Below are 26,195 nucleotides of genomic sequence, written 5' to 3' on the forward strand. Positions count from 1 at the left end.
ATATAAAAACTGTGACCAATTTGTGAACTTAAAAATTATTAAGGTATATTTATTGACTAACTTCTATTTAATAATTATTATAAACAGGAGCAGATAAAAAAATAGCTATTGGAGGAATTTATTATGTCATTGATCAATAAACAAGTTGAAGATTTTAAAGTACAAGCTTATCATGCAGGAGAATTCAAAGAAGTTACACTTGAAGATGTTAAAGGAAAATGGGCAGTATTCTTTTTCTACCCAGCTGACTTCTCTTTCGTATGTCCAACTGAATTAGCTGATCTTCAAGATAACTATGAAACATTCAAGGAAATTGGTTGTGAAGTTTACTCAGTTTCAACAGACACTCATTTCAGCCACAAAGGATGGGCAGATGCCACTGATACAATCGGTAAAATCCAATATCCAATGTTAGCTGACCCAGCAAACGTTTTATCCCGTCAATTCGGTGTATTGATTGAAGAAGATGGATTGGCTCTACGTGGAACTTTCATCGTGAATCCAGAAGGACAAATTAAAGCATACGAAATTAATGACCTAGGAATTGGCCGCAATGCTGAAGAACTTGTAAGAAAAGTTCAAGCTGCGCAATTCGTAGCGGAACATGGAGATAAAGTTTGCCCTGCAAAATGGACTCCAGGTGAAGCCACTCTTGAACCAAGCCTAGACCTTGTAGGTAAACTTTAATTTATAATGGGATGGTCCATTTCTACAGGTAATGGACATACCGAGCATTGATGTACGATTACAGGGACAACTCGTCCTGCAAGATCTTATGACAAAAGGCACTTACCTAAAATAAGTGCCTTTTGTTTTTCAAAATAATCAGTTTAGCACGTATTATCATTCAGCAAGGAGCACAAAAGATGAAAAAAATCTATGATTTATTAATTATTGGCGGCGGACCTGCAGGCCTCTCAGCCGGCGTCTATGCAGGAAGAGCTAAGTTAAAAACAATAATTCTTGAAAAAGGAACTGGCGGCGGACAAGCTGCAACTACATCGGAAATAGCCAATTATCCTGGTATCCGTCATATATCGGGCCCTAGGTTAGTTGAAGAAATGAAGCTTCAAAACGAGGATTTTGGCGTCGAATTCGCCAAAGCCGATGTAACGGGCGTGGATTTCTCCGGTGAGGTGAAAGTCGTAAAAACTCTTGGCGGGGACTACCATGCCCGCGCCGTCATCATTGCAACGGGTGCATCCCCAAGAACACTAGGCTTTCCAGGTGAAGAGGAATTTACTGGCCGCGGTGTAGCATATTGTTCAACATGCGATGGTGAATTCTTTGAAGGGTTGGAAGTTTTCGTTATCGGGGCAGGATATGCAGCCGCCGAAGAAGCTATATTCCTGACCCGCTTTGCTACAAAAGTTACAATCATCGCCCGGGAATCAAGCTTCTCGTGTGCCCCGTCCATTGTGGATAAAGTAATGGCAAATGATAAGATTGAAGTGAAATTCAATACGGAGATTCTTGGGGTATATGGAGACGGGATGATTCAAAGTGCCCGTTTCATCAATAATGCGACTAAAGAAGAATTTGAATATGAGGCGAAGGAAGAAGACAGCACGTTTGGAGTTTTCGTTTTCATAGGGTATGAGCCGAAAACAGAAATATTCAAGGGCCACATCGAAATGGATCATGCCGGTTACATTTTAACCGATGATGATATGAAGACTAATGTGAAAGGTGTCTATGCAGCGGGCGACCTAAGGCCAAAATCCTTGCGCCAGATTATTACAGCTGTATCTGATGGAGCGATTGCAGCAACGGATGCCGGTAAATATATTGAAGAAGAAAAAGATCGCCTAGGAATCAAAGATGAACCTGAAGTTGAAAAACCGGCGAAAAAAGAACAGGCTGCTGTCCCGGCAGGTAAGAGCGCTTTATTAAGTGATGCGTTACGCGGCCAATTAAAGGGAATCTTCGGCAAGATGGAGAGCGAAGTAACATTGGTGTCCATCGTCGATGAAAGCTTGCCAAAATCGGTCGAATTGCGAGACTTCTTGTTGGATGTTGCGGAATTAGGAGACAAGCTGCATCTTGAGTTATACAACAAGGGGGAAAGCCCGGAAATTGAAGGAAAAATCAATGCAGATAAGTTCCCTGTCGTTTCCCTCTTAAATTCGAATGGTGACTACAGTGGCGTCAAGTACCACGGTGTACCAGGCGGCCATGAGTTGAATTCCTTCATTTTGGCTATCTATAACTTGGCCGGTCCTGGTCAAGCATTGGATTCGGCCGTATTGAATTCAATTAAGGGAATCAGTAAAAAAGCGAACATTAAGGTTATGGTTTCATTGGCATGTCACTACTGTCCAGACGTTGTAGTGGGTGCACAGCGCATTGCGATTGAAAACCCTAACGTTGAAGCTGAAATGGTCGATATAAGTAATTTCCAGGATATCAAGAAGAAATATAAAGTCATGAGCGTGCCGGCCATGATCATCAATGATGAAGAAGTGGTATTCGGAGCTAAGAAAATTGATGAAATCGCTGCATTATTAGTATGATAGAACACTAAATCGATAGGGGCCCCTATCGATTTTTTTTATGTTGAAAATCAATAGATATCATGAAGGTTTACATTCTTTTATTCATAACCCTTGTCCATTTGCATAAACTTGTACAAAAACAAGTAAAGAGACGAGGGGGCACTCATGCGTTTTCCATATAAAGGGTTATCAAGTTTGTGTATCGTCATTCTCCTGTTGTCTTTTATGGCACCCGTACAAAGCGCCAATGCAAATGTATCTGTAAGTGCCCATAGTGCGATTTTAATGGATGAGGATAGCGGAAGGGTCATATATGAAGTGAATGCTCATGAAAAGAACCGCATAGCAAGCATTACGAAAATAATGACGGCTATCTTGGCTATTGAATCGGGACTAATGGATGAAACAGTGAAGGTTAGCAGCAATGCCTTCGGGACGGAGGGCTCATCACTTTATTTAAAAGAAGGAGAAAGAATTAAGCTCGAAGATTTGGTTTACGGCTTGATGCTTCGTTCAGGTAATGATGCAGCAGTCGCAATCAGCGAAAAGGTTGGGGGAAGCCTGGATGGATTCGTGTGGATGATGAATCAAAAGGCGGAAGAAATCGGGATGAAAAATACCCATTTTTCAAATCCGCATGGTTTGGACAATACGAAAAACCATTATTCAACCGCATATGATATGGCGATACTCACTCGTTATGCCATGCAAAATGAAACGTATGCAAAGATCGCCGGCACAAAGGAACACAGGGCACCTAATTCCACAGAACAATGGGATTATGTATGGAAGAACAAAAACCGCCTACTTACACAATTGTATGAGTATTGCACAGGGGGGAAAACAGGGTATACCAAACTAGCAAAACGTACCTTGGTCACAACCGCAACAAAAGACGGGCATGACCTGATTGCTGTGACATTGAATGGTCCGGATGATTGGAATGATCATATTCAAATGTACGAATCCGCATTTAAGGATTATAAGCCAACAGAAATTTTACCTGAAGGCATGGTAAAGAATATGGAAAATAAAATATATAAAGGGCATGTCTACATTAAAAATGATTTTTCGTACCCACTGACAAAAGAAGAGAGAAAGTTGGTCAATGTGAAAATGAAATTGTTGAAGCCACAGAGGGCTTGGAAGGATAAAAGGAAAATCCCTGCAGTGGTTGGCAGAGCATCCATCTATCTTGATGGAAAGAAAATAGGTAGTCGTTCGATTTTTTATGGGGAATCAAAAGAAAGCTTCAAGCAACAATCATTCCAATCTTCATGGGCTGAGGTATTTGAAGCGGTATTGGGAATCGGACGCAATGGTTAATTACATTTGGTTCGGGATGTTTGTGATCGGTATTGTCTTTGGCATGATCAATGGGACGATGGATCAGGTGAATGAAGCTCTATTTGTCAGCGCAAAGGAAGCGGTCACCCTTTGCCTGGGACTGATGAGCATACTTGTCTTTTGGCTGGGTTTGATGAAAATAGCGGAGGAATCGGGGCTGTTGGATAAACTATCCAATTTGTTCAAGCCGTTCATGAGATGGCTATTCCCTGAAGTGCCTCCCAATCATCCCGCTATGGGGTATATACTTTCCAATATGATGGCAAACACATTTGGATTGGGGAATGCAGCTACGCCTCTTGGTATAAAAGCCATGGAACAGCTAAAGAAACTAAATGGGGGAAAAACAACGGTCAGCCGCTCGATGGTCACTTTTTTAGCCATCAATACTTCAAGCGTAACGTTGATTCCGACTACAGTCATTGCTATCCGCATGAATTACGATGCCCACTCCCCAACGGACATCGTTTTTCCGACAATAATAGCAACGGCCATTTCTGCAGTTGGAGGAATTGGGATAGATCGATATTTTTATTACAAGAGAAAGAGGAGCGGGAGGGAATAGGATGTTGCACTGGATGACCACCATTTCAATTTGGATGATACCGATTTTGATCCTCTGTATATTACTGTACGGTACATTGAAAAGAGTCCCCACCTATGAGACCTTCGTTGAGGGGGGGAAAGAAGGAATCAGCATGTCTTTTTCCCTCATCCCTTTTCTGGTAGGGATGCTAGTGGCGATTTCAGTATTTAGGGCATCGGGGGCATTGGACTTCATTGTACAATCACTGCACCCCTTGCTTTCCCTTCTTCATTTTCCGTCTGAGGTTTTACCCCTTGCGATCATTAGACCAATATCCGGAACAGCCGCTTTAGGAATGACCAGCGACCTGATATCTGTTTATGGACCGGATTCCTTTATTGGGCGCTTGGCTGCCACGATTCAGGGAAGTACAGATACCACCTTCTATGTATTGACCGTTTATTTTGGAGCTGTCGGGATCAAAAAAATGGGTGATGCCCTAAAGGTAGGTCTTTTGGCAGACTTGATCGGTATCATAGCTGCCGTTATCGTCGTTACATTGGTTTTCGGTATGAATTAAAGGCTAGGGAAATGGGCGATTCCATTTCTTTTTTTTTGTCTTTTTTCTTGGCTCTTTTCGTGAAGATTGTTGTTTTTAAAAACTAAACGATTTAAGGTTGATTGGAGCGCAAGTGCGAGACTCCTGAGGGAGCAGCGGGACAGGTGAGACCCCACAGGAGTTTACGCCGAGGAGGCTCAACGCCCGCCCCGCGGAAAGCGAGCATCTGGAGGGGAAATCAACCACACCGCTTTACCTGGTAAATAGCAACAAAGTATGCGAAAACAGCCTTTTTCTTAAACAATCGGCTATGTTAAGCTCTCCATTTTTAAACGGAAACGAACTTTCATCCAAAAGAAACATTTTTTTGTATGGAAAAATAAGCTATGTTACACTCATTATGGAAACCAACCCATTTAACCGTCCCATTATTGGTGTAATAATAAAAGAAAAGCTCTTATTCGCGAAAAACCTTTTGTTTTTGCCTCTCAATATGTAATAATTGTATGATTGTGTATGTATAGACAATAACAAACGAATGATTATACTATGGGGTGAAGATAGATGGAACGATTACAAAAGGTGATAGCACATGCTGGACTGGCTTCCCGCCGTAAAGCAGAAGAGTTGATTTTAGAAGGTAAGGTAAAGGTGAACGGCAAAGTAGTGAAGGAATTAGGTGTGAAAGTTGGACCTAATGATAAAGTTGAGGTTAATGAAGTCCCGCTAGAAAAAGAAGCCCCGGTTTATTTCCTATTCTATAAACCGCGCGGCGTCATTTCGGCAGTTTCTGATGATAAGAATAGAAAAGTCGTAACTGACTTTTTCCCTTACATCAATGAACGGATTTATCCAGTTGGCCGCTTGGATTACGATACTTCGGGCTTATTGATTTTAACCAATGACGGGGAATTTGCAAACACGTTAATGCATCCTAAGCATGAAGTGGATAAAGTGTATGTGGCAAAAGTGAAAGGGATGCCTTTGCGGGAAAGCTTGAAAAAGTTGGATAAAGGTATCAAGTTGGAGGATGGCAAGACTGCACCAGCCAAGACAAGGGTATTGTCTACCGACAAGAAAAAGGAAACGGCGATAGTTGAAATCACAATACATGAAGGCAGGAACAGGCAAGTCCGCCGGATGTTCGAAGCAATTGGCCATCCCGTCATTAAATTGAAGAGGGAACAATATGGTTTCTTGACCTTGGACGGTTTAACAGCAGGAGATTCCCGGGAGCTGACTCCGCATGAAGTTAAATTAATGCGGACTTTAGCAACGACCGAACCTAAACAGCGGAGAATGTAAGAAAGGTTTTTCCCCTGTATTAATAGGTTGAAACCACTACCCCATTCTTCACCTGGAAGAATGGGTGGTGGAAAACAACCTGTAAATACCTTTTCCTTCATGAATCAGGAAAGAATGTCACAAAACCTTCAGAAATGTAAATAAAAAGGACATGGCGTTAAATGGTATAATGGTATGGTTAAATTTAGTGTGGCCTTAGGAGGATCTCTATGGATAAAAAGAAGCGACGCCTGATTAGCAGAACCATCATTCTCCTGCTTTTAGGTGCAGCTTTAGTGTTTGCCCTTTATACGAACTTCACTAAAGATAAGAATGAAAGTCTGAGAAAAGGATCCGATGCACCGAATTTCGTCTTGACTGATATGAAAGGCAAAGAGCATAAACTTTCCGATTACAAGGGAAAAGGCGTCTTCCTGAACTTTTGGGGTACATATTGCAAGCCATGTGAATACGAAATGCCTTATATGGACAATCAATACAAAAACTTTAAAGAACAGGGCGTTGAAATATTGGCGGTAAATGTCGGGGAATCTGACTATGCTGTCAATAATTTCATTACAAAGCATGATCTGACCTTTCCTGTCATGATCGATAAAGGTAGGGAAGTGGAAAATGCTTATCGCGTGGATGTATTGCCTGTCACCTTTTTGGTCGATAAAGAGGGGAAAGTGATAGATATCATCACCGGAGCTTTGACAGAGGAGAGCATCCAAAAACATATGGAGAGAATTAAACCATAATATTGGGGAGTTTTTGACATGAAAGAAGTAAAATGCGATTGTGGTCATATAAATCCGTTTGGCACAAAGATTTGTGGGAAATGCGGAATGGTGCTTGGTAACGAAAGAGAAAACAAGCTTATTGATATGAGATATGAAGGAAGTGCCAGGCGTTCACAAACATATAAAAAAACGATCATCGATAAAATATGGAACTTCTTTTCTTCCGTTAAGGTAGGGGTGACGCTTATTGTCATTGCCTTGATCGCTTCAGCCATCGGGACGATTTTACCTCAGGAAATGTACATCCCTTCAACAGCTACGCCTGCAGAGCATTATGAACTGGAATACGGCTGGTTCGGAAGAGTGTATTATGAACTCGGGTTTCATAACTTGTATAGTTCATGGTGGTATCTGATTATCATAGGCATGCTGGGCATATCACTATTGATTGCCAGTATCGATCGGTTCTTTCCATTATATCGATCGTTAAAAAAACAAGGGGTCACACGTCATGACGGTTTCATGAAACGTCAGCGGATTTATGGGGTGACAAAGCTTGAAGACCAAGATATAAACCTTGAAGAAGTAAAGGATAGACTAAAAAGGCAGCGTTATCATATCCGTGAGGAGAACGGTCATATACTTGCAGAAAAGGGTCGTTTTTCACGTTGGGGACCATATGTTAATCATATTGGACTTATCATTTTCTTAATTGGAGCATTATTGCGTTCTGTCCCTGGGATGTATATCGACAAAGTACTTTGGCTGCGTGAAGGCGAGAGAAAAGAAATCCCGGGTACAAATGGTGAGTATTACCTCCAGAATAATGAATTTACCTTAGAGGTATATGACAAAGAGAATGATGAAGATGAGCAGTACAGTGCTGCAATTGATAAAACCGGTACGATTGCAAAAACCTATCAATCCGATGTTACGTTGTATGAGCGCAACGGAGAGACCTTACCAGGGGAAAAAGTGGACCTTGTTAAACTTAAAGATTATAAAATCAAAGTCAATGAACCTCTGAAACATGATCATTATGCCCTCTATCAAGTGGACTATAAACTGGATGAGCTCAGTACGATGTCTTTTAATTTGATAAATAAAAAAACCGAAGAGAAATATGGAAGCTTAAAGGTTGATTTGAACAATCCACAAAAGAAATACGAGTTGAAAGAAGGATATTCCGTTGACTTGATCAGTTACTTCCCCGATTTCGAGTTCGATGAAAAAGGTGAACCAAGAACGATATCGAAGATTCCGAATAATCCAGCATTTATCTTTAAAATGCATACCCCGGATAAGCCAGAGGGTGAGGTCAGTTTCGTGGCGATTAAGGAGACTGTGGAGCCTTTAGGGGAAAACACTTATAAAATGGCTTTTAATGGTGTGGAAACCCAAGATGTCACGGCTTTGACCGTCAGGAAGGATTTAACGCTTTGGATATTATTCACGGGTGGAATCATTTTCATGATCGGAGTTGTCCAAGGGTCTTATTGGAATCACCGGCGTATATGGATTAAGAGGAAAGATGATGAGATATTAATGGCCGGCCATACAAACAAAAACTGGCACGGTATTAAAAGAGATATAAAACAAGCGATAGAATCGACATCACTTTCCGAACCAATGGATCAACTTGAAGATGAGAAATCTTCTAGTAAGGGGGAAGTTTTAAATGGCTGAATTGAGCAGTAACTTTTTATATGCAGCTTTCTTATTATATCTTGTCGCTACCTTTTTCTTTGGCGGATCAATCAAGGATAAACGCGGAGCGGAGGAAAAGAAACAAAACAAATGGGCTAAACTGGGCATTTTCATCACCATTTTCGGTTTCGTGGCTCAAATTGGGTATTTCATCACTAGATGGATTGCTGCCGGCCATGCCCCGGTAAGTAACCTGTTTGAATTTACTACCTTTTTCGGAATGATGCTGGTCGGTGCTTTCATATTAATTTATTTTCTTTATAAAACACCTGCCCTTGGGCTATTCGCTTTACCGATTGCGTTATTGATAATCGCATATGCAAGTATGTTCCCTACAGAGATTTCGCCACTCATTCCTGCATTGCAGAGCGATTGGCTTCATATTCATGTAACGACTGCAGCGGCAGGACAGTCGATCCTTGCCATTAGTTTCGTTACTGCCATCATTTATTTAATCAAATTCGTCGATCAGACACAATCAAGCAAAAGAACGTTCTGGCTTGAAGGCATCATGTTCACATTAGTCTGCACCATCGGATTCGTCATCATCACTTCTTCTTTTGCTGCGATGGATTATAAGGCTAATTTTGATTGGGTCGATAAACACGGAGCCGAGGTCAAACAGGAATTCAACCTACCGGCATTGGTTGGTCCCAATGAAGGGAAACTTATCGAGACTGATCGATTTGAACCACTGGTGGACATGCCTGCACTGATCAATGCCAAGAAGCTGAATACTGTACTTTGGTCATTCGGTATTGGGCTCATCTTGTATGGTTTAATAAGGTTGATTGCTCGCAAAAGAGTGGCAGCATTGATTAAACCGATCGTTAAAAATGTGAATTTGAATTTATTGGACGAGATTAGCTATCGTTCGGTCCTTATCGGTTTTCCGATTTTCACTCTCGGGGCCCTCATTTTTGCAATGATCTGGGCTCAAGTGGCCTGGACAAGATTCTGGGGCTGGGATCCGAAAGAGGTCTGGGCACTGGTTACGTGGTTGTTTTATGCAGCTTTCTTGCATCTGCGCATGTCAAAGGGATGGCAAGGGGAAAAATCAGCTTGGCTTGCCGTCATCGGTTTTGCCATCATTATGTTTAACTTGATATTCGTCAATCTTGTTATTGCTGGTTTGCATTCATATGCTTGATTCTGTATTGTAATATTTAAATGAAGGGGGTCTTTTGATAGAAACGTCGAGGAGTTGGCTTATCGATTTTTCTAGAGAATGATCCCTTTTTCAGTCAATGCCATTAATAAGGATATTTCGGTGAAATGGCATTTATGAACTTTTAGTGAGCGCTCGAAGCCTTTTTTTTGTGACAAAATGGTGAAAGGTTCATGGAAGCCATGCAAAAATGGCTCTTTATCGTACTTTATAAGGAAAAAGTATTAGTCATGGAAGTTTTCATTTTGTAGAATATAGGATAGGAGGCTGATTACATAATGTATAATGCTATAAAAATTCTCGTGGTGGATGATGAGGAAAGAATCCGCCGGCTGCTAAAGATGTATTTGGAAAGAGAAGAATACATAATCGATGAAGCTGAAAATGGAGATATGGCTTTAACAAAAGCCCTTGAAAATGAGTATGATTTAATTTTATTGGATATTATGATGCCTGGTAAAGATGGAATCGAAGTTTGCCGTGAATTAAGGGAAAAGAAAACGACACCGATTATCATGCTGACTGCTAAAGGGGAAGAAGTGAACCGCGTTCAAGGATTCGAAGTGGGGACCGATGATTATATCGTAAAGCCGTTCAGTCCCCGTGAAGTCGTATTAAGGGTTAAAGCTTTATTACGTCGCTCTTCAAGCACTAGTTACATGCAGACGGAAACGACGGCAAAAGATGTGATCGTCTTCTCGCATCTAACCATTGATAATGATGCTCACCGTGTTCTTGCCGATAACAAAGAGGTCTCATTAACACCCAAAGAATATGAATTATTATATTTCTTGGCGAAATCCCCAGATAAGGTTTTCGACCGGGAGCAATTGTTAAAAGAAGTGTGGCACTATGAATTCTTTGGGGATCTTCGAACTGTTGACACGCATGTTAAACGCTTACGTGAAAAATTAAACCGCATATCCGAAAACGCAGCCAAGATGATTGTCACTGTTTGGGGTGTAGGTTACAAGTTCGAAGTCATTAATGACTGATGCTATGGGGCAGTGTTGTAGGGAAGCTATGGGCAACGATCCTATTGCTCGTGTCATTTGTACTAATTGTTTTAACCGTTCTGCTGGTCGAATTCTTTGAGAATTTCCAGATTGAAAATATTGAAAATGATTTAACCAAAACCGCTGAACAAATCATTAAGGTAACGAATGAACATCAGGGGTCCAGCAATGAAGTTTTACAAATAGCTTCGGAATTAATAGGCAATGAAACGAAAATGATCATTCTTAATGATGACAAAATGGTATTCTCATCAATCGGAGGAGATAATGAGTTCGAAATCACGCCGGAACTCATTAAAAATGATTCCGAATTGATCAAGGTTTTTACGGAAAGAAAGACTGTAAAAAAGGAAATGGCGCTATCCGATGATGCAGACAGTAAGGAATTGTCCGCAATCGTAGTAGGCATTCCACTTGAATTGAATGGGGAACAGGATGAAGTTTTCCTATTTCAATCGTTGGAGTCCATGGAAGAAACCACAAAATCGACTACACAGTTCATATTATTGGCAGCAGGCATCGCCATTATTTTGACAACGATTTTTGCTTTCTTTTTATCTACAAGAATCAATGCACCATTGGTGAAGATGAGGGAAGCCGCACTAGCGATTGCCCGAGGGAAATTTGATACAAAGGTTCCCATCTTGACTCAAGATGAAATCGGTGAACTTGCCATAGCGTTTAATCAGATGAGAGAACAGCTAAAATTCAATATGAATGCACTTAGTCAGGAAAAGGAACATCTCTCAAGCATTCTTAGCAGTATGGCAGATGGGGTCATTACCTTCAATAAAGATGGCACAATTCTTGAAACGAATCCGCCAGCAGAAAGGTTTCTGCAATCCTGGTACTTTGAAAAGGGCTATAACCGGGAAGATAATGTCAATGTCCCATTGGTTTTGATGAATCTTTTTGATGAATCAGAGTCCTTCGATAAGGAGCAAGTCGGTGAAATTACTTTGCAGGGCCGCGATTGGGGATTCATTGTCAGTCCGCTATATACAAATGCAGACAATATTAGGGGAGCGGTGGCCATCATACGGGATATGAGCGATGAAAGACGTATGGACAAACTTAGGACTGATTTCATAGCGAATGTCTCACATGAGTTAAGAACGCCGATTTCAATGTTGCAAGGATATAGTGAAGCGATCGTAGATGACATTGCGAGCAGTGAAGAGGAAAAGGTGGAAATGGCCCGCATCATCTATGATGAGTCTTTGAGAATGGGCCGTTTAGTCAACGATCTCCTCGATCTAGCTAAATTGGAATCGGGTAAAATGAACCTTAGCTATGAATGTGTACCTATTTCTCCTTATTTAAAGAGGATAACAAGTAAGTTTTCCGGGCTGGCTAAAGAAAAGGGGATCACCATATCAGCCAGCATGCAAGACGATCAAATTCAATGGCACTTCGATCCGGACCGCATTGAACAGGTTTTGACCAATTTAATTGATAATGCGATTCGTCATACTCCTCCGGGCGGTAACATTGATGTCATTCAGAGGACAAGTGATCGAAGGGGACTAATCATTGATGTCAGGGACTCTGGATCTGGAATTCCCGAAGAAGATTTGCCTTTTGTATTCGAAAGGTTTTATAAAGCGGATAAAGCAAGGACCCGCGGCCGTTCGGGCACCGGGTTGGGTTTGGCAATCGTAAAAAATATAATCAATGCCCATGATGGCTTCATTTCGGTAAACAGTTTACCTAATAAAGGGACGACGTTCAGTTTTATCCTGCCTCGAATTATGGAAAATGCCGAATGACGGGTGGCTTGCCAAAAAATCTTGTTTCATAAGGAACTGAGAAAAACAAAGGCAATTGGATTACTTTCCAACTTGTCTTTGTTTTTTTTAGGAAACAAAATAAGAAGTCCCTGATATGTGGAAATTAACGGAATTTTATAATAAGATTAAAGCCGAAGTATGTAACTTTTGTTTTGGATTGACGACTATATTTATGAACGGATGTGGGGAAATGATGGATTCCGTTTTCCACGATCTTTATGAAAAATATCATCAGGAAATATATCAATTCATTTTTTATATGACTAAAAATCGAGAAACGGCGGAGGACCTTGTTCAGGAAGTATATATACGGGTGATGAAGGCCTATGAACGCTTCGAAGGAAAAAGCAGTGAAAAAACGTGGATGTACTCGATTGCAAGAAATGTGACGATTGATTACTTTCGGAAACAAAAAGGGTGGAAAGATAAAATCTTTCCTAACTTTGATTGGGATAGGCAATTGATAAAAGATAAAGAGCCCATTCCGGAAGAAGTGGCTATCATGAACGGTGAAATCCAAGATATTTATCATTGCTTAAACCGGTGTACCACGAATCAAAGATCCGTCATCATTTTACGATATATTCAGGGACTGTCCATTACGGAAACTGCTGAAGTATTGAATTGGAGTGAAAGTAAGGTAAAAACGACCCAGCACCGTGCTTTGAAGGCTATTAAAAAGCTGATGGAAGATTTATCAGGAAAGGAGGGCCACCGCATTGAGAAGATCCCGTTGGAAAGAAAGCGAAATTGAAGACATGCTGCGCGAGCTTCCGAAATTAAAAGATGACCGAACCAAGGCAGAGGTGTTTGCGAGAATATATGATAAGAAGAAAAAGAAACACTGGATACCTCTATTTGCGGGTGTTGCCTCCTTATTCTTAATGGTTGTTTTGGCATCATCTTTAATTATTGAAAAAAAAGGAACGACAAGTCAAGAGGACAGCGGCAGTAGTGGGAAATTATCTCTATCTGAAAATAAGGGAATGACAGATCTTGAACGCCAGGATGCGAGTAACAAAGAAAATCATTCAGCGGATAGGCAGGATAATCAAAAGTTTTCGAGTAAGCAAGCGGAAATAGAATCTAAAGAAAAGGTTTCAGAAATGGAACCCCGACAATGGAAAAAGGAAAAAACAATTACACAAGCAATCTATCAAGATGACCTTAAAAATGCATCGATCATTACGATGGGTGTCCCAGATGATCAATTGAATTTCATCGTTCCCATTTCGATTAAACTCAAACATTATGACGAAAGTGATAAACTGAATCAGTTAGTTAATCAAATGTCCGATGTGGATGAAGAGCAATATGGGCTATCTGACTATTTTCCACTTGATATAAAGATCAGCCAAGGGAACGATACGACCACTGCTCATATTGATTTTCAAGAAAAAAGCCGACTATTGGATGAAGATACACTTTTTCTCCATTCGATGGAGGAAACGCTTTCCTATAACAAAATAGAGAAAATGACATTTTCTACAGAAGGTAAGCAAGGTGCCATGTTTGCGCACGCAGGTTATTTAAAAGAGGTGGATATACCTCATCAAAAAAATCGCACATACTTTCTTTACCAAAAGGATGAGTCCTCCCCAAGGTTCCTTGTTCCAAGCAATATGGGTTATCAGGACTTTGAGGAGGCGCTGCAAGCTGGAAAAGGGGAGGCGGACATCGAAGGAATTTCACCTGCAATCCCGCATGACCTGAAATGGGAAAGGATAAGCTCTAATGGAAATCTTGTGATCATTCAATTATCAGATCAAGTTGCCATTGAAAATAATAAGGAATCCCTTCAAGCTTTAGAAGCCATACTCTTCATTGCCAAGGATTTTGGTTTTGAAAAAGTGAAGTTTGAAAATGCTCCCATTGAAGAGGTAGGCCAGCTGAATTTAACTGAAGACATATTGGTGCCCAAAGCACCGAACCAAGTGAATTGAGGTGTGATAAAACACCCGGTCTATGGTTGGCAAAAGCCCCTTGCATTCACAGAAAAAGTGCCCGTGCTGGACGGGCACTTTTTTCTACTTATAATGAAATACGGGCCATGAATGTAATTTCTTCTGTTTCCATTAAAAATTGTTTCATGTTGTCTTCTAATGGTAAATCAAAGCTCAAAACCATGATGGCTTCCCCGCCAGCTTCTTTTCGGCCAACCTGCATGGTTGCGATATTCACATCGTGATCACCTAGGACCTTACCTACGTTACCGATTACCCCAGGTTTATCGGTATGCTGGATATAAAGTAAATTCGATTCTGGTTGAAAGTCGATTTTGAAACCATTCAAACTTACAATTCGAGAACCGTAATTTTCGATATAGGTTCCACTGATTGTTAATTCACGGTTGTCACCTTTTACTTTAAGGCTGATCAAATTCGAGTAACCTAAAGAGTCCGTAGAGATTTTTTCACCAACGGTTATGCCATGCTCTTTTGCGATCAACAAGGCATTCACTTCATTGACTGATGCATCGACTCTTGATCTGAAAAAGCCAGAGATTAGACTTTTTGTAAGAATCGCTGTATCGAAATCCAATGATTCTCCTGCATACGTAACGGAGATTTCCTGAATTCCTTCATTCATGCACTGAGAAGCAATGGATCCCATTTGCTGAACAAGTTGATAGAATGGCTGTACCTTTTCAAACACTTCTTTAGATATGGCTGGAAGGTTGATTGAACTTGAGACTGGGTTTCCTTCAAAATAGGTCAATACTTCCTGGGCAACCTGTACCGCAACATTTAATTGGGCTTCTTTAGTGGAAGCACCAAGATGCGGTGTAGCAATGACGCTATCCAGTTCAAGCAGTTTATGGCCAAGTGGGGGTTCTTCGACGAAAACGTCAAGTGCCGCCCCTGCAACTTGTCCTTCGACTAACATTTCATATAAATCATCTTCGTCCAGAATTCCACCACGGGCGCAGTTTAGTACATAAACCCCCTTTTTACAGGTAAGCAGTTTTTCTTTATTGATTAATCCTCTAGTATCATTCGTTAGTGGTGTATGAACTGTAATGATGTCTGCTTTAGGAAGCAATTCATCTAACGGCAGGGCCGTTACGGACATTTTCTTTGCACGATCGACAGTCAGGTACGGATCATAGACAATGACATCCATGCCAAACACTTTAGCACGTTTTGCAATTTCCCCTCCGATACGTCCAAAGCCAACTATACCTAATGTTTTACCGCGAAGTTCAGTTCCTGTATAAGAGGAACGTTTCCACTCCCCATTCTTCAGTGAAGCATAAGCTTGCGGAATGTGGCGCATTAATGAAGCCATCATCGCAAATGTATGTTCAGCAGTTGAAATGGTATTGCCGTCAGGTGCATTAACCACGACAATCCCGCGTTTTGTCGCTGCCGGGATGTCTATGTTATCAACACCGACACCAGCGCGTGCTATAATTTTTAATTGCGGCATACGGTTCATTAACTCTTCCGAAACCTTCGTTGCACTTCTTACAAGAATTGCATCGATCCGATCAAGTTCGTTTGCAGCTTCCTCTACGGTTTTCTGAATGAGATGAATATTGGATGCCTCTGATAGCGGTCCGAGTCCTTCTGGTTTAATGGCGTCTGCTACTAAAATCCGATACACGTCTAAACACCTTCCTAGGGAAAAGAATTATCTTAAATTTCAGTTAATTTTACAATTGAAATGCTTATTATGTCAATTTGGCTTATCAAGATGTAAGCGCTTAATAACAGGATTTTTTATCTGATCTTTTGATTAATATCGTGATATAAATGGCTTCGTCTACGTTTGCATAATATAAAAAAATTTCGCTATTTGTTTTAAACCATTCACTGCGACGATCGATATTCATCCTAAATGCATTAATCGAGAGAAAATGCTATCAAAAAAAAGGAATTTCAGATATAATGGGAAGTATAAAAATTTTATAGGTCTATCTTCGGGGCGGGAAGAGTTCCGAATCATATATAAGACGCTAGAACCCATATGTATCAAGGGGTCTAGCGTTTTTATTTTTTCTTTGGTAGGTTTTTTGGTAGGAAATGAGAGATTATTTGAGTAAATGGCAGGGGATTAAGGGATACATTATTTATTATTTTAGGATTTCATCCAATGCCCTCAACGCATCACTTTGCATATTCGGCATCATATGAGAGTAAGTATCCAAAGTTACTTTAATGGACTTATGTCCTAGTAGTTCCTGGACCACTTTAGGATGAACATTGGCGCTAAATAAAAGTGATGCGCAGGTATGCCTCAAATCATGAAATCTAATTTTTCTAACACCTGTTTTGTTTAATTGTCTCATCCAAAACTTATGAAAGTTCGATTTACTAGAAGGCTTTCCATTTGTTTGACATACAACTAAGTCATGGTCCACATATTCTTCAGCAATTAATTTTTCTTGTATTATCATTGAACGATGTTTTTTCAATTCTGACAAAACTTTGTCTGAAACCGTAACCGATCTGTAACCAGCATCTGTTTTAACACGTTCTTCTATCTTTCCATCAAAGTCTAAGATTTGTCTAATTCTTAACATTTTGTTTTCAAAGTCCACGTCTCTCCAACGCAAGGCCATTATTTCACCTTGCCGCATACCGGTATAGATAGCTAATATGAATATAATCTTGTTACGGTGCTCAAATCCGCTTAGAAAGGCTTTCACCTCATCTTTGGTCCAGTAATCTACTTTCGGCGTACCAGAGCGTGGTTTTGAACTTTTATCCAATAGAGAAAAAGGATCCTTTAGAAGTAGTTCTTTTTTTATGGCAGAATTAAACGAGGTTTGCACAATGTTGTATATTTTTTTTATTGTTCCATCAGCTAGTCTCTTATCTTGGAGTGTTTTTATGAACTTTTCAATGTGGACAACATTTATTTTTTGAAGTGGGAGGTGACCTAATTCGGGGATGATATGATTTCTAAGATGACCCTCGTTTACGTAGCGAGTCTTTTTATTTATATCTTGTTTATTATTTAACCATTCTGTTATGTAGTCCTTATAGATGACCTTTGAAGGGTCTATATGGTTTCCCTTAAGCCATTCAGTCCTTGCTAAGACCTCAGCATCTCTAGCTTCCTTCTTGCCCTTAAAACCGCGTTTCTTGATCGTTTTACGCTTGCCTTTATCGTCTTTCACTTCAAATGCATAATAGTACGCTGCCTTCCCATTTTTCTCATATTCATATATTGGCACAATATTTACCCCTTCCATTCAATGACTTGGTTAGGTTGTACTTCAAAATGAGTACAGACTTTATCGAGAATTTCCATCGATACATATTCGTCTTTTCCCATTTTGGCAAGAGTAGCTGGAGATATTCCAAGCTTTTCTCTCATTTCTGTCTTATTTAAATCCTGTTCTAATAACAATCTCCAAAGTGGTTTGTATGAAAATGACATATTATTAATTTCCTTTCAAAAATATTATATTTTAATTGTAAAATTAATTGTTCACGAATGCAAACATTAGGTTATTACCTTTTGGAAAATAGGAAGGGAATCACTCGAAGATGTTCCTGATAATTTCCTGATATATGAAGAGTAATTAGGGTATTCATGTGTTAAATTTATATCATCAAGAAATTAAGAGAGGCCGATATTGGTGATAGGGCGTCATTTCTTGTAGAAGTCGCTTTGAAAAATATTAACTTAGTGAGTAAATTTGGGTATATTGTCATAATTTGACGAACAGTAGAGATTGTTATCGCCCTTCCCTTGTCTGATAATTAAAGGACGCAAGGGGGAGAGTTTAATGGATGTAACAGAGTTAGTAAATATCCTTAACGGATTAAATGATGAAGATTTAGATATGAGGCTGTATTTTACAAGAAAAAAACCAAGCGGTAGGTATCAATCTTATTCACCAACGATTGATCCAGGTTTACAAAAAGAAATAAAGGATATAGTTAAATCGGCAGTGGAAAGAGTTCAGGAAGTTGAACAACGTCCATTTAGTCCAATTGGCACAATTGAAGGATGCATTGAAACGTATGCTCCAAATGAAGTGACCAGCTTTAATGATATACTAGAAAGTCTTAATGACGACTTTGTAAATCGCCAAGAAATTCCACCAGAAGAAATAGGAAAGTTAACTTTTTATTGTCTGAAAATAACAATTGATGAAGGCGATATTCTTTTTTTTAGAAGAGTAACTAAGTTTAATAAATTATCTAAAGGAGGCTTTTTTGGTAAATTTACAAATGGTGACTTTCAAAAGTTAGATAACACATTGCTCGGTATAGATTCAAATGTGGATATTGTTATATTTGGTGGAGAAATGTTAATTTTAAATCATATTTCCTTAGAAAGAATCTTTTCTATCCAAGATCAATATCAAGAAAAGGCTAGTCAGACACTTGACCTTGTAAGCAGAACTGACCGTATAACTAATTTTGAACAATTTCGTGAAGATTGTTTGTCAGACGGAAGGGTAACAAGAGCATTAACAAAATTGCTCAATGAAGAAAATAGGATGAATCAAGTATTCGAGAACTTTGAAAATGTTATACAGGTAATTGATATATTTGGATTGAATATAGAATTAGAAGATGAAAATACAAAATTGGTCTATGAGGAAAAATCACAATTGTTAGATATAACTAGGCTTATGAGAGATTCATTTTATAGAACATGGATTAATAACCGAGATGGATTAGACGAAGGAGTTTAAGAAGAAAGAAGGGTGAATTTCAATGATTACAATCCTATTTCGAATAGGTTTATATGTATCATCCTTTTTTCCTCTTTACGTTTTACTCATCGTTGATAATTATAAATATTTTACTACCTGGAAGAAATTAAAAGGTATTTTTTTGTTTGAGAATTTTCTTCCATCTATCTTTAGTTATATACTAATAATTCTGATTACTCTGTCATTTATATCACTATGTATTATTATGAATATAAGCTTAAATGAAAAGCATCAATTTATTGGCATAAATAAAACCGAAGATAATTTATTAAGTTATGTTGTGACATACTTAGTACCTATTTTGTCTATAGATATAACAAAAGCTAACAGCCTTTTAGTTAACATGGGTTTATTTTCATTATTAGGGTTTATATACGTGAAAAATAGTCTAGTCTATTTAAATCCATTATTTTTGTTTTTTAAATACAATGTCTTCTTAACTGAAAATAATGAGGTTTTAATTTCTAATCTTGATATATATGACCTTAAGAATTTAGAAGGTGAAAGAATAAGGACAAGGGTCCTTAGCTATAAAATATATTTAGTTAGGAAAAAGGATTCGATACCAAGAAATCATTAAGCATCCTTTCGAGGGTGCTTTTCAGTAAAAAGGAGCCGATATTTGTGAAAGAGTTCGATATCAAAGAGTTAGGCTTTGTTGATTCCGAAATCAATGCAATTGAAGAGCACTTCCTTATGACTCTCTCGAATGATGACTGGGAGTTAATTTCATTTGTTGACGAGGAAGAAGAACATGAAGAAGGGAACGAATTTTTGAAGTTACCTACAGGTAGATGGGTTCATTTTGATCAAGAATTACTTCAGCAAGAAATGCTTTATCAAATAGATTAATATAAATATTAATTATCCAAGGCTCTTATAATTATTTCAAGATAAATCATTGTGAATGGGTGGCTTATATGTGAGACGAGAGAATTCAATGTTTGTAAGTTAGATTCATTCTAGCTTTCCTCCTGAGTATAATAAAAACGGAAAAATTGATATAAGCAATTAGCATATTGAAATGAGAGAAAAAAGGCATCCTAATCCCTTTTGTTGAATGCTTTAATGAAAGGAGGTGGAGGAGTGTTAATTGAAGGAGAGACTACATGTCAAGCTTGTAAGCATGATTTAATGTGGTATTACTTTTACCAAGATGAGGCAAACAAGGTTTTTATAAAACCGAATTTTCGCAATAAGGAATGTGCTACATTAGTGTTAGCTAATGAAGATAAAACACCAAAGGAACTAAAAGTTCATTGTCATAAACATGATTGTGGATATCCAAATTTTTTTGATGTCGATTATACCAAAGTGAAAATAACCAAATAGTAAAAGCGAAGCGCTCAAAACAGAGCGCTTTTTATTATGGATAAAGAAGGTGAAATCAATGAAAAATGTTTGTTTCAATAATAAATCGTACATAGTAAACATCTATAAAAAATCGAGAAAAAATGATTGCTTATTGGTCAGTTACATTACTACTCGCAGCAGCTGTTATGTTAAATGGTATCGGGCAACTTATGCAATATGGGGGAAACATCGAGTTAGTGACGAATCTTGGTTACCCAGTATACGTCTTGACCATTCTCGGGATTTGGAAAGTGCTTGGAGCCATCGCTCTGGTTGTGCCAGGTATTCCTCGGCTTAAAGAATGGGTTCACGCTGGTATCTTCTTTTTAATGACTGGTGCGGCTTTATCTCATGCGTTTGCTAACGATTATAGTGATTACGGGTTTTCTATTATCCTACCGCTTTCATATGTTGCACTAAATACCGCCTCGTGGGCGCTACGTCCGAAGAGCCGCAAACTTTAGGAAGGTGGTGAAATTAACGTCAGTCCCTTCGTACCATCAATAGATCTCTTCTACAGAAAATAATATTTTGAACAACTCTGAAGCAATAGAAATCTTACAGTGCTCTAGACAAAACTTAAACAACTTAGTTAAAAGAGATGTCATCACTCCAATTAAGGCTTTGCCTAGAGACCGGTTGTTTTTAAAGAGGATATAGTAAAGATTATATGGATAAGAAGAGGGAAGCATCATCCTAGCAAATGGTGCTTTTTATTTTAGAATGTGAGTAATGGTGTAAGTATCGTGATACGTACAATGTGTAGATCTGTACGAAGAAAGTAAGAGTTAAAAAAATAAAAAAAACTTTTAACTAGATTTACTCAATAATAAAAATTGGGTTATTGGTGCAATTAAATCTTTTACTCCATTGGCAATTGAGATTATTTCGTTTAATCGGCTCATAAACTTAAATACACCTTTGACATTTTCATCTTCCACTTCAGGTCGTATATCTTGGTTATGCATAATCAACGAACCTAAGGATTGTTCCAAAGCAGTTTGAACTCCTTCAATTCCTAAAATAAAGTAGCAATGTAAAGATTCTCTTATGATATGTAAGTTTTTAACTAAAATTTGCTTAATATCTGTTGTTAAATCTGACACAGTGATATGAGAAATTAATGTATCTACCTCTTTTATTAATTCGCTAATTTGATCATCAGTAACAATGGAATCTTCCAAATTGTGTATTAATGAAATGTTATCTGACAAATAGTAAAGTGCAGTAAGAGCTTCAGAGTTTAAGTTGTTTTTAAAATTACTAATATTACCGTTAAGACTAATATGATTAATAGAGTCTCCGATTTTATTTATAAAAGCTAAATTTCTATCATTACTTAAACGGGGGGTCTCTAGAATGTAATTCTTTGTCAACACGTATAAATCCAACATATTGCTGTATCTGTGCAGTAAAGCAGGTGTGTCTGCAGGTTCTACTTTAAAAACTTTAGCCCAGGCTACTCTAAACGTTGTATCCGGCGAATTCTTATCAGCTAATTCTAGTAAATTGTATAACCTTGACGCTGGATTTTCTTTAACCATATAATTACCTCCAAAAATAATATTAGTAACCTTAATATACCAAATTTATCTGGAAAAGGAGAGGGAATTATTTCAGGGGAAAATAAAAAAGTAATAGTTGTCCAAAAGAAGGAGAAGAATTATGGAGAAATTGGATCTGATATAGAGGTTCAGAGAAGTTCAGTCTTGTAAAAATAGATAAAGATGGAGTTATTCCATTTACCTTAGCAGATTTAAATTACAATAACTAAAAGCAATAACTCTGTGAAATGCTTTAATGGAGTGATTGAGATGAACACACAGCAGATTATAAAACTAATTCAAACCGATAACCTCAATAAGTTCTATAAGGGCAGAGGCTGGAGGAAGCTTAGGATTATCGCTTTGATAAGAGACAACCATGAGTGCCAACAGTGTAAGCGTGAGGGTAAGGTGCATGTCGACTCAATCAAAGTAGAAGGTGAACGTAAGAGTGTAGAACTTAATGTTCATCATAAGTATGGGATTGAACTCTATCCTCAATTGGCATTGGTATTAGATAATCTCGAAACATTATGCCTGAATTGTCATAACAAGATGCACAATCGAGTATTTGGAGCGACAAAGCAGAAGAAATGGGATGATGAGAAATGGTAATACCCCCGGCCTTACAAAGAGGCTATTTATATTTTACCCGGGGACCGGGGAGGGGCCTCTACCGTCCAAAAAAAATCCAAAAAACCACCGTTATAATAGGGGGTGTATAAAATAGAGGGGGGGGTTTTTGTGAGTAGGGTTGTGAAAATTTTAGATTTGGAAAACCAATTGATGAACCGTATTGATCGAGATGATTTGATAGAAGTTGATAAGGTAATGCGGTATTTAGCGATTGTTAAACAAATTAGAAAGCTTCAAACCGCAATTAACAAGAGCGGCGTGATGACAACAACTATTAATGGAAATCAGGAATTCACTAAAGCAAATCCAGCCATAAATGAATTAAATAAGCTCACAAAAACATTAATCTCCCTTGAAAAATCTATTAAATTTGAAACTATTAATGTATCAGTTATAACCAAAGATGATGAGAAGGATAATGACGGACCAGAAGTCAGTGATTTATACTGATACATCAAAAATATGTAGATGCTTATATTGAGGCGTGGCGAACGGGTCACGTTATTTTTAATCAAGAGCGAATTGATTTAGTAAGACAATTAGAAACCGAAGTGCTTGTTCGTGACGATATATTTTTCGATGAAAAGCAAATTTCTCAATGTATAAACTACATTGAGAAATGGTATTTCAAATTAGAACCATTTCAAAAGTTTATTATTGCTTTTATGTTCCTTAAATATAAAGTACGTGACAAGTTATTTTATAAAGATATCGTGATTGTTATTGCTCGTGGGAATGGGAAGAACGGATTAATTTCAGGTCTTGCTGATTATTTTATTAGCCCTGGTCATGAAATCGAAGGATATAACGTAGATGTTGTGGCTAATAGTGAAGACCAAGCTGAAACATCTGTAAAAGAAGTCAATAACATGAAGGAAAAGAACAAAAACTTCATGAAGAACTTCTTCTCTTGGACTAAGACTAAGATTACTGGAAAAGCTACTCTTGCTGAATTCAAGTTCCGAACATCCAATGCCGACACAAAAGATGGTGGCCGTCCCGGATGTTTGATTTTTGATGAAATTCACATTTACGAAGATACAAAACTAATAAACACGCTAAGCTCAGGATTAGGTAAAGTAAAGCATAGAAGAAGAATTTATATATCCACCAACGGTCATGTCCGAGGTGGATTTTTTGATAGATTTATTGAACAGTGTTTAGAGGTCTTAAGAGGCGGAAGTAGACGTAAAAACCGTTTTGTTTTTATTTGCAAAATGGATAGTAAGGATGAAGTCGAAAATTCAGAGTTATGGGAAAAGGCAAATCCTATGTTTAGTCAGCCAAGGAGCCCATATGCTGGAGAACTGTTCGACACAATTATGGATGAATATTTGGATCTGGAAGATGACCCATCCGGGCTACCTGAATTTATGGCAAAAAGGATGAATCTTCCTCAAGAAGATAATACGGTTAAGGTAGCATCCTGGGAAGATATCCAAGCGACTAATAAGCCTATTCCATATAATCGACTAGAAAATAAAACATGTGTAGGTGCAATTGATTTCTCATTCATAAAAGACTTTACAGCATGCGGTGTTTTATTTAAGGATGGTGAGAATTATATATGGGAAAGCCATCAGTTTGCAAGACGTGATTTTATCAAAGAAGCAAAATTAAAACCTCCAATATTTGAGTGGGAAGAGGATGGGTTGATTACATTATTGGATGAACCCGTTATTGATATCAGTTACATGGTCAATTACTTTTGTGAAATGAGAGAGAAATACGGGCTAAATACTATTGTTGGAGATACGTTTCGTCTGGATATTGTAAAACAAGCATTAGAAGAAGCAGGGTTCAAAGTTTTATATATACAAAACCCTCATGCAATCTATGCAAAACTTGCTCCTAGAATTGAAATGCTCTTTGCCCAAAAACGTATTATTTTTGGAGATAATCCATTGATGAGGTGGAACACAAATAACATTGTTGTAAAAGTTAAAAATGATGGAAATAAAGACTTTGTCAAAAAAGATGAAGTTAGGAGAAAGACAGATGGATTTTCAGCTTTTGTCTACGCTCTGTGGCAAGCTGATCAAATACTAGTCGATGATGTGGACTTTTTCTTAGATGATATAGAATTTTAATAAGATCTGGAAAATATAGGTTAGTAAAGTTATACTCTTAAATATAAACTGAATTCATCAGAGGAGAAATATGGAATTATTTGTTGGAATAGCTCTTATACTTATTGTATTTTTTTCTTCAAGTATTATTGAAAAAAGATTAAAGAATATAGAAAAACAAAACAATCGTGTAATAGAAATTTTATAAGAAATTAGAGATAAGAAATAAACGTTCTTTAACTAACAGTTTTCTCTTATGGAACTAAAGGGGCAGGTTAGTTTAAGAAGGATGCTGATTCTAACTGCCGATTATTTATATAAAATTAATAAAGGAAAATCCTCCCTTTTTGTCGAAAGAGATAGGCGAAAGGTGGAGACTTTTGTTGATAAACTATATAAAAACTAATTGGAAAATAATCCTTATTGCTTTAGTTGTTGCAGTTATAACTCCAATAATAATTGGATTCGTGCTTAATATACCAACAGGATATTTAACAATTGGCGATGAAAATTCATGGGTAGGCTTTTTTGGGAGTTATACAGGAGGAATTATTGGAGGTATTGTAGCATTGATTATTTCAAGTTCTCAATTAATTAATGAGAGAAAAAAGTTTAATAATAGTCAACGTTCTTATCTATCAGCAGCAACCATTGTTGCTAATTTTTCAAAACAGGAATTTCATAGAAAAAAGAAGAATCGTATTGCTATAACGGATAATTACACTAATTTACTTGGAACAGAGAATAAAGTTACTTACTATTCAGTTATCCGGTATGGTGGTCCTGACGTAATAACAAACTGCGAATTTAAAATAATTGTTGGAAACGATATGAAATTTGAAAAAACTGATACCATAAAAGTATGGATTGATTTTTTTGAAAAGGATGAGGAAATTCTTATTCCACTATGTTCCAATAAATTAAGCGAGGAGCAAAGGTATAATCCTTTTGTTAAAGAAATTGAAGTAGTTTTTGATACATTAGCAGGGGAAAAAATTAATTTTCTTCAATCTGAAAAAGATAAAAAAAGAACACATACATTGGTTGGAGGCAATATAAAAATTCTTGATCAAGATACCCAATATACTGCCTTTACAACAAAAGGAGAATAAATTTTTTTGGTCTCTTTTTTCTGAGGTACTTTTGTTTATTGGAGGTAGGTAGATCCTCCATTTCTAAGAAGTTAGTGAATAATTGTACTTAAACAAACGGGTGCGTTAGTTCCATAGGATGCAATAAAGTAGACCACAATAATATAAGTGGTCTCTTTTATTTGTTC

25 protein-coding genes are annotated in these 26,195 nt (G+C 37.9%); 21 read left to right on the plus strand and 4 right to left on the minus strand.

The window, feature by feature from the left end; genetic code table 11:
• Positions 1 to 123: 123 nt before the first annotated feature.
• The 13 genes from ahpC (at position 124) to ACFRAK_RS25650 (ending at position 14,578) form a co-directional block, all read left to right on the plus strand.
• Positions 124 to 687 carry an alkyl hydroperoxide reductase subunit C gene (ahpC, locus tag ACFRAK_RS25590; RefSeq protein WP_063233159.1) on the plus strand — a complete coding sequence of 188 codons (564 nt, stop codon included), beginning with the start codon at positions 124 to 126 and terminating at the stop codon, positions 685 to 687.
• 179 nt (positions 688 to 866) lie between these two features.
• Positions 867 to 2,513, plus strand: a complete 1,647-nt coding sequence (locus ACFRAK_RS25595; protein ID WP_387707705.1) for an FAD-dependent oxidoreductase — start codon at positions 867 to 869, stop codon at positions 2,511 to 2,513.
• A gap of 147 nt (positions 2,514 to 2,660) precedes the next feature.
• On the plus strand, positions 2,661 to 3,821 hold the full coding sequence (locus ACFRAK_RS25600) for a D-alanyl-D-alanine carboxypeptidase family protein (protein ID WP_387597721.1): 1,161 nt from the start codon (positions 2,661 to 2,663) through the stop codon (positions 3,819 to 3,821).
• Complete coding sequence (locus tag ACFRAK_RS25605; protein WP_394572749.1) at positions 3,814 to 4,407, plus strand: nucleoside recognition domain-containing protein; 594 nt, start codon at positions 3,814 to 3,816, stop codon at positions 4,405 to 4,407. Before ACFRAK_RS25600 ends, ACFRAK_RS25605 begins: the two co-directional genes overlap by 8 nt.
• Positions 4,408 to 4,420: 13 nt before the next feature.
• Positions 4,421 to 4,948: a spore maturation protein gene (locus tag ACFRAK_RS25610; protein WP_370662592.1), complete on the plus strand. Its 528-nt coding sequence runs from the start codon at positions 4,421 to 4,423 to the stop codon at positions 4,946 to 4,948.
• A 543-nt stretch (positions 4,949 to 5,491) separates the two neighbouring features.
• Positions 5,492 to 6,232: a 23S rRNA pseudouridine(2605) synthase RluB gene (gene rluB / locus ACFRAK_RS25615; RefSeq protein WP_034308106.1), complete on the plus strand. Its 741-nt coding sequence runs from the start codon at positions 5,492 to 5,494 to the stop codon at positions 6,230 to 6,232.
• Between the two features lie 209 nt (positions 6,233 to 6,441).
• On the plus strand, positions 6,442 to 6,972 hold the full coding sequence (gene resA, locus ACFRAK_RS25620) for a thiol-disulfide oxidoreductase ResA (protein ID WP_387597717.1): 531 nt from the start codon (positions 6,442 to 6,444) through the stop codon (positions 6,970 to 6,972).
• Between the two features lie 18 nt (positions 6,973 to 6,990).
• A complete protein-coding gene (resB, locus tag ACFRAK_RS25625; RefSeq protein ID WP_387597714.1) occupies positions 6,991 to 8,640 on the plus strand; it encodes a cytochrome c biogenesis protein ResB in 1,650 nt (549 codons plus the stop codon).
• On the plus strand, positions 8,633 to 9,811 hold the full coding sequence (gene ccsB, locus ACFRAK_RS25630) for a c-type cytochrome biogenesis protein CcsB (protein WP_349728034.1): 1,179 nt from the start codon (positions 8,633 to 8,635) through the stop codon (positions 9,809 to 9,811). Before resB ends, ccsB begins: the two co-directional genes overlap by 8 nt.
• Before the next feature lie 296 nt (positions 9,812 to 10,107).
• Positions 10,108 to 10,824 carry a response regulator gene (locus ACFRAK_RS25635; protein WP_192205381.1) on the plus strand — a complete coding sequence of 239 codons (717 nt, stop codon included), beginning with the start codon at positions 10,108 to 10,110 and terminating at the stop codon, positions 10,822 to 10,824.
• The gene (locus ACFRAK_RS25640) at positions 10,821 to 12,614 is read left to right on the plus strand and encodes an ATP-binding protein (RefSeq protein ID WP_387598201.1); all 1,794 of its coding nucleotides are present in this window, start codon (positions 10,821 to 10,823) and stop codon (positions 12,612 to 12,614) included. Before ACFRAK_RS25635 ends, ACFRAK_RS25640 begins: the two co-directional genes overlap by 4 nt.
• A gap of 214 nt (positions 12,615 to 12,828) precedes the next feature.
• Complete coding sequence (gene sigX / locus ACFRAK_RS25645) at positions 12,829 to 13,389, plus strand: RNA polymerase sigma factor SigX (protein ID WP_387598198.1); 561 nt, start codon at positions 12,829 to 12,831, stop codon at positions 13,387 to 13,389.
• Entirely contained in the window at positions 13,355 to 14,578 is a 1,224-nt protein-coding gene (locus tag ACFRAK_RS25650) for a hypothetical protein (RefSeq protein ID WP_387597709.1), read from the plus strand. The genes sigX and ACFRAK_RS25650 overlap by 35 nt, the downstream gene beginning before the upstream one ends.
• Positions 14,579 to 14,666: 88 nt before the next feature.
• Here ACFRAK_RS25650 and serA read toward each other — a convergent pair whose 3' ends face one another.
• The 3 genes from serA to ACFRAK_RS25665 all read right to left on the minus strand — a co-directional run bounded on the left by serA (position 14,667) and on the right by ACFRAK_RS25665 (position 18,023).
• Positions 14,667 to 16,241 carry a phosphoglycerate dehydrogenase gene (gene serA, locus ACFRAK_RS25655; RefSeq protein WP_387597706.1) on the minus strand — a complete coding sequence of 525 codons (1,575 nt, stop codon included), beginning with the start codon at positions 16,239 to 16,241 and terminating at the stop codon, positions 14,667 to 14,669.
• 469 nt (positions 16,242 to 16,710) lie between these two features.
• Positions 16,711 to 17,817, minus strand: coding sequence for a tyrosine-type recombinase/integrase (locus ACFRAK_RS25660; protein WP_394572750.1), 1,107 nt, complete (start codon positions 17,815 to 17,817; stop codon positions 16,711 to 16,713).
• Between the two features lie 5 nt (positions 17,818 to 17,822).
• Positions 17,823 to 18,023, minus strand: a complete 201-nt coding sequence (locus ACFRAK_RS25665) for a helix-turn-helix domain-containing protein (protein WP_394572751.1) — start codon at positions 18,021 to 18,023, stop codon at positions 17,823 to 17,825.
• Positions 18,024 to 18,375: 352 nt separating this feature from the next.
• Here ACFRAK_RS25665 and ACFRAK_RS25670 point away from each other — a divergent pair, with 352 nt between their 5' ends.
• The 4 genes from ACFRAK_RS25670 (at position 18,376) to ACFRAK_RS25685 (ending at position 21,131) form a co-directional block, all read left to right on the plus strand.
• Positions 18,376 to 19,293: a Kiwa anti-phage protein KwaB-like domain-containing protein gene (locus tag ACFRAK_RS25670; RefSeq protein ID WP_394572752.1), complete on the plus strand. Its 918-nt coding sequence runs from the start codon at positions 18,376 to 18,378 to the stop codon at positions 19,291 to 19,293.
• 645 nt (positions 19,294 to 19,938) lie between these two features.
• Positions 19,939 to 20,166 carry a hypothetical protein gene (locus ACFRAK_RS25675; protein ID WP_394572753.1) on the plus strand — a complete coding sequence of 76 codons (228 nt, stop codon included), beginning with the start codon at positions 19,939 to 19,941 and terminating at the stop codon, positions 20,164 to 20,166.
• 234 nt (positions 20,167 to 20,400) lie between these two features.
• Positions 20,401 to 20,646: a hypothetical protein gene (locus ACFRAK_RS25680; protein ID WP_394572754.1), complete on the plus strand. Its 246-nt coding sequence runs from the start codon at positions 20,401 to 20,403 to the stop codon at positions 20,644 to 20,646.
• A 122-nt stretch (positions 20,647 to 20,768) separates the two neighbouring features.
• Positions 20,769 to 21,131, plus strand: a complete 363-nt coding sequence (locus ACFRAK_RS25685) for a DoxX family protein (RefSeq protein WP_394572755.1) — start codon at positions 20,769 to 20,771, stop codon at positions 21,129 to 21,131.
• A 345-nt stretch (positions 21,132 to 21,476) separates the two neighbouring features.
• Here the strand turns inward: ACFRAK_RS25685 and ACFRAK_RS25690 are convergent, their stop codons facing one another.
• A complete protein-coding gene (locus ACFRAK_RS25690) occupies positions 21,477 to 22,211 on the minus strand; it encodes a hypothetical protein (protein ID WP_394572756.1) in 735 nt (244 codons plus the stop codon).
• A 270-nt stretch (positions 22,212 to 22,481) separates the two neighbouring features.
• Here ACFRAK_RS25690 and ACFRAK_RS25695 point away from each other — a divergent pair, with 270 nt between their 5' ends.
• The 4 genes from ACFRAK_RS25695 to ACFRAK_RS25710 all read left to right on the plus strand — a co-directional run bounded on the left by ACFRAK_RS25695 (position 22,482) and on the right by ACFRAK_RS25710 (position 26,028).
• Positions 22,482 to 22,826, plus strand: a complete 345-nt coding sequence (locus ACFRAK_RS25695; RefSeq protein WP_394572757.1) for an HNH endonuclease — start codon at positions 22,482 to 22,484, stop codon at positions 22,824 to 22,826.
• Between the two features lie 129 nt (positions 22,827 to 22,955).
• Positions 22,956 to 23,297 carry a P27 family phage terminase small subunit gene (locus tag ACFRAK_RS25700; protein WP_394572758.1) on the plus strand — a complete coding sequence of 114 codons (342 nt, stop codon included), beginning with the start codon at positions 22,956 to 22,958 and terminating at the stop codon, positions 23,295 to 23,297.
• Positions 23,294 to 24,937, plus strand: a complete 1,644-nt coding sequence (locus tag ACFRAK_RS25705) for a terminase TerL endonuclease subunit (RefSeq protein ID WP_394572768.1) — start codon at positions 23,294 to 23,296, stop codon at positions 24,935 to 24,937. Before ACFRAK_RS25700 ends, ACFRAK_RS25705 begins: the two co-directional genes overlap by 4 nt.
• A 362-nt stretch (positions 24,938 to 25,299) precedes the next feature.
• Positions 25,300 to 26,028, plus strand: coding sequence for a hypothetical protein (locus ACFRAK_RS25710; protein ID WP_394572759.1), 729 nt, complete (start codon positions 25,300 to 25,302; stop codon positions 26,026 to 26,028).
• Positions 26,029 to 26,195: the final 167 nt, after the last annotated feature.

Source organism: Peribacillus sp. NPDC056705, from assembly GCF_043656335.1.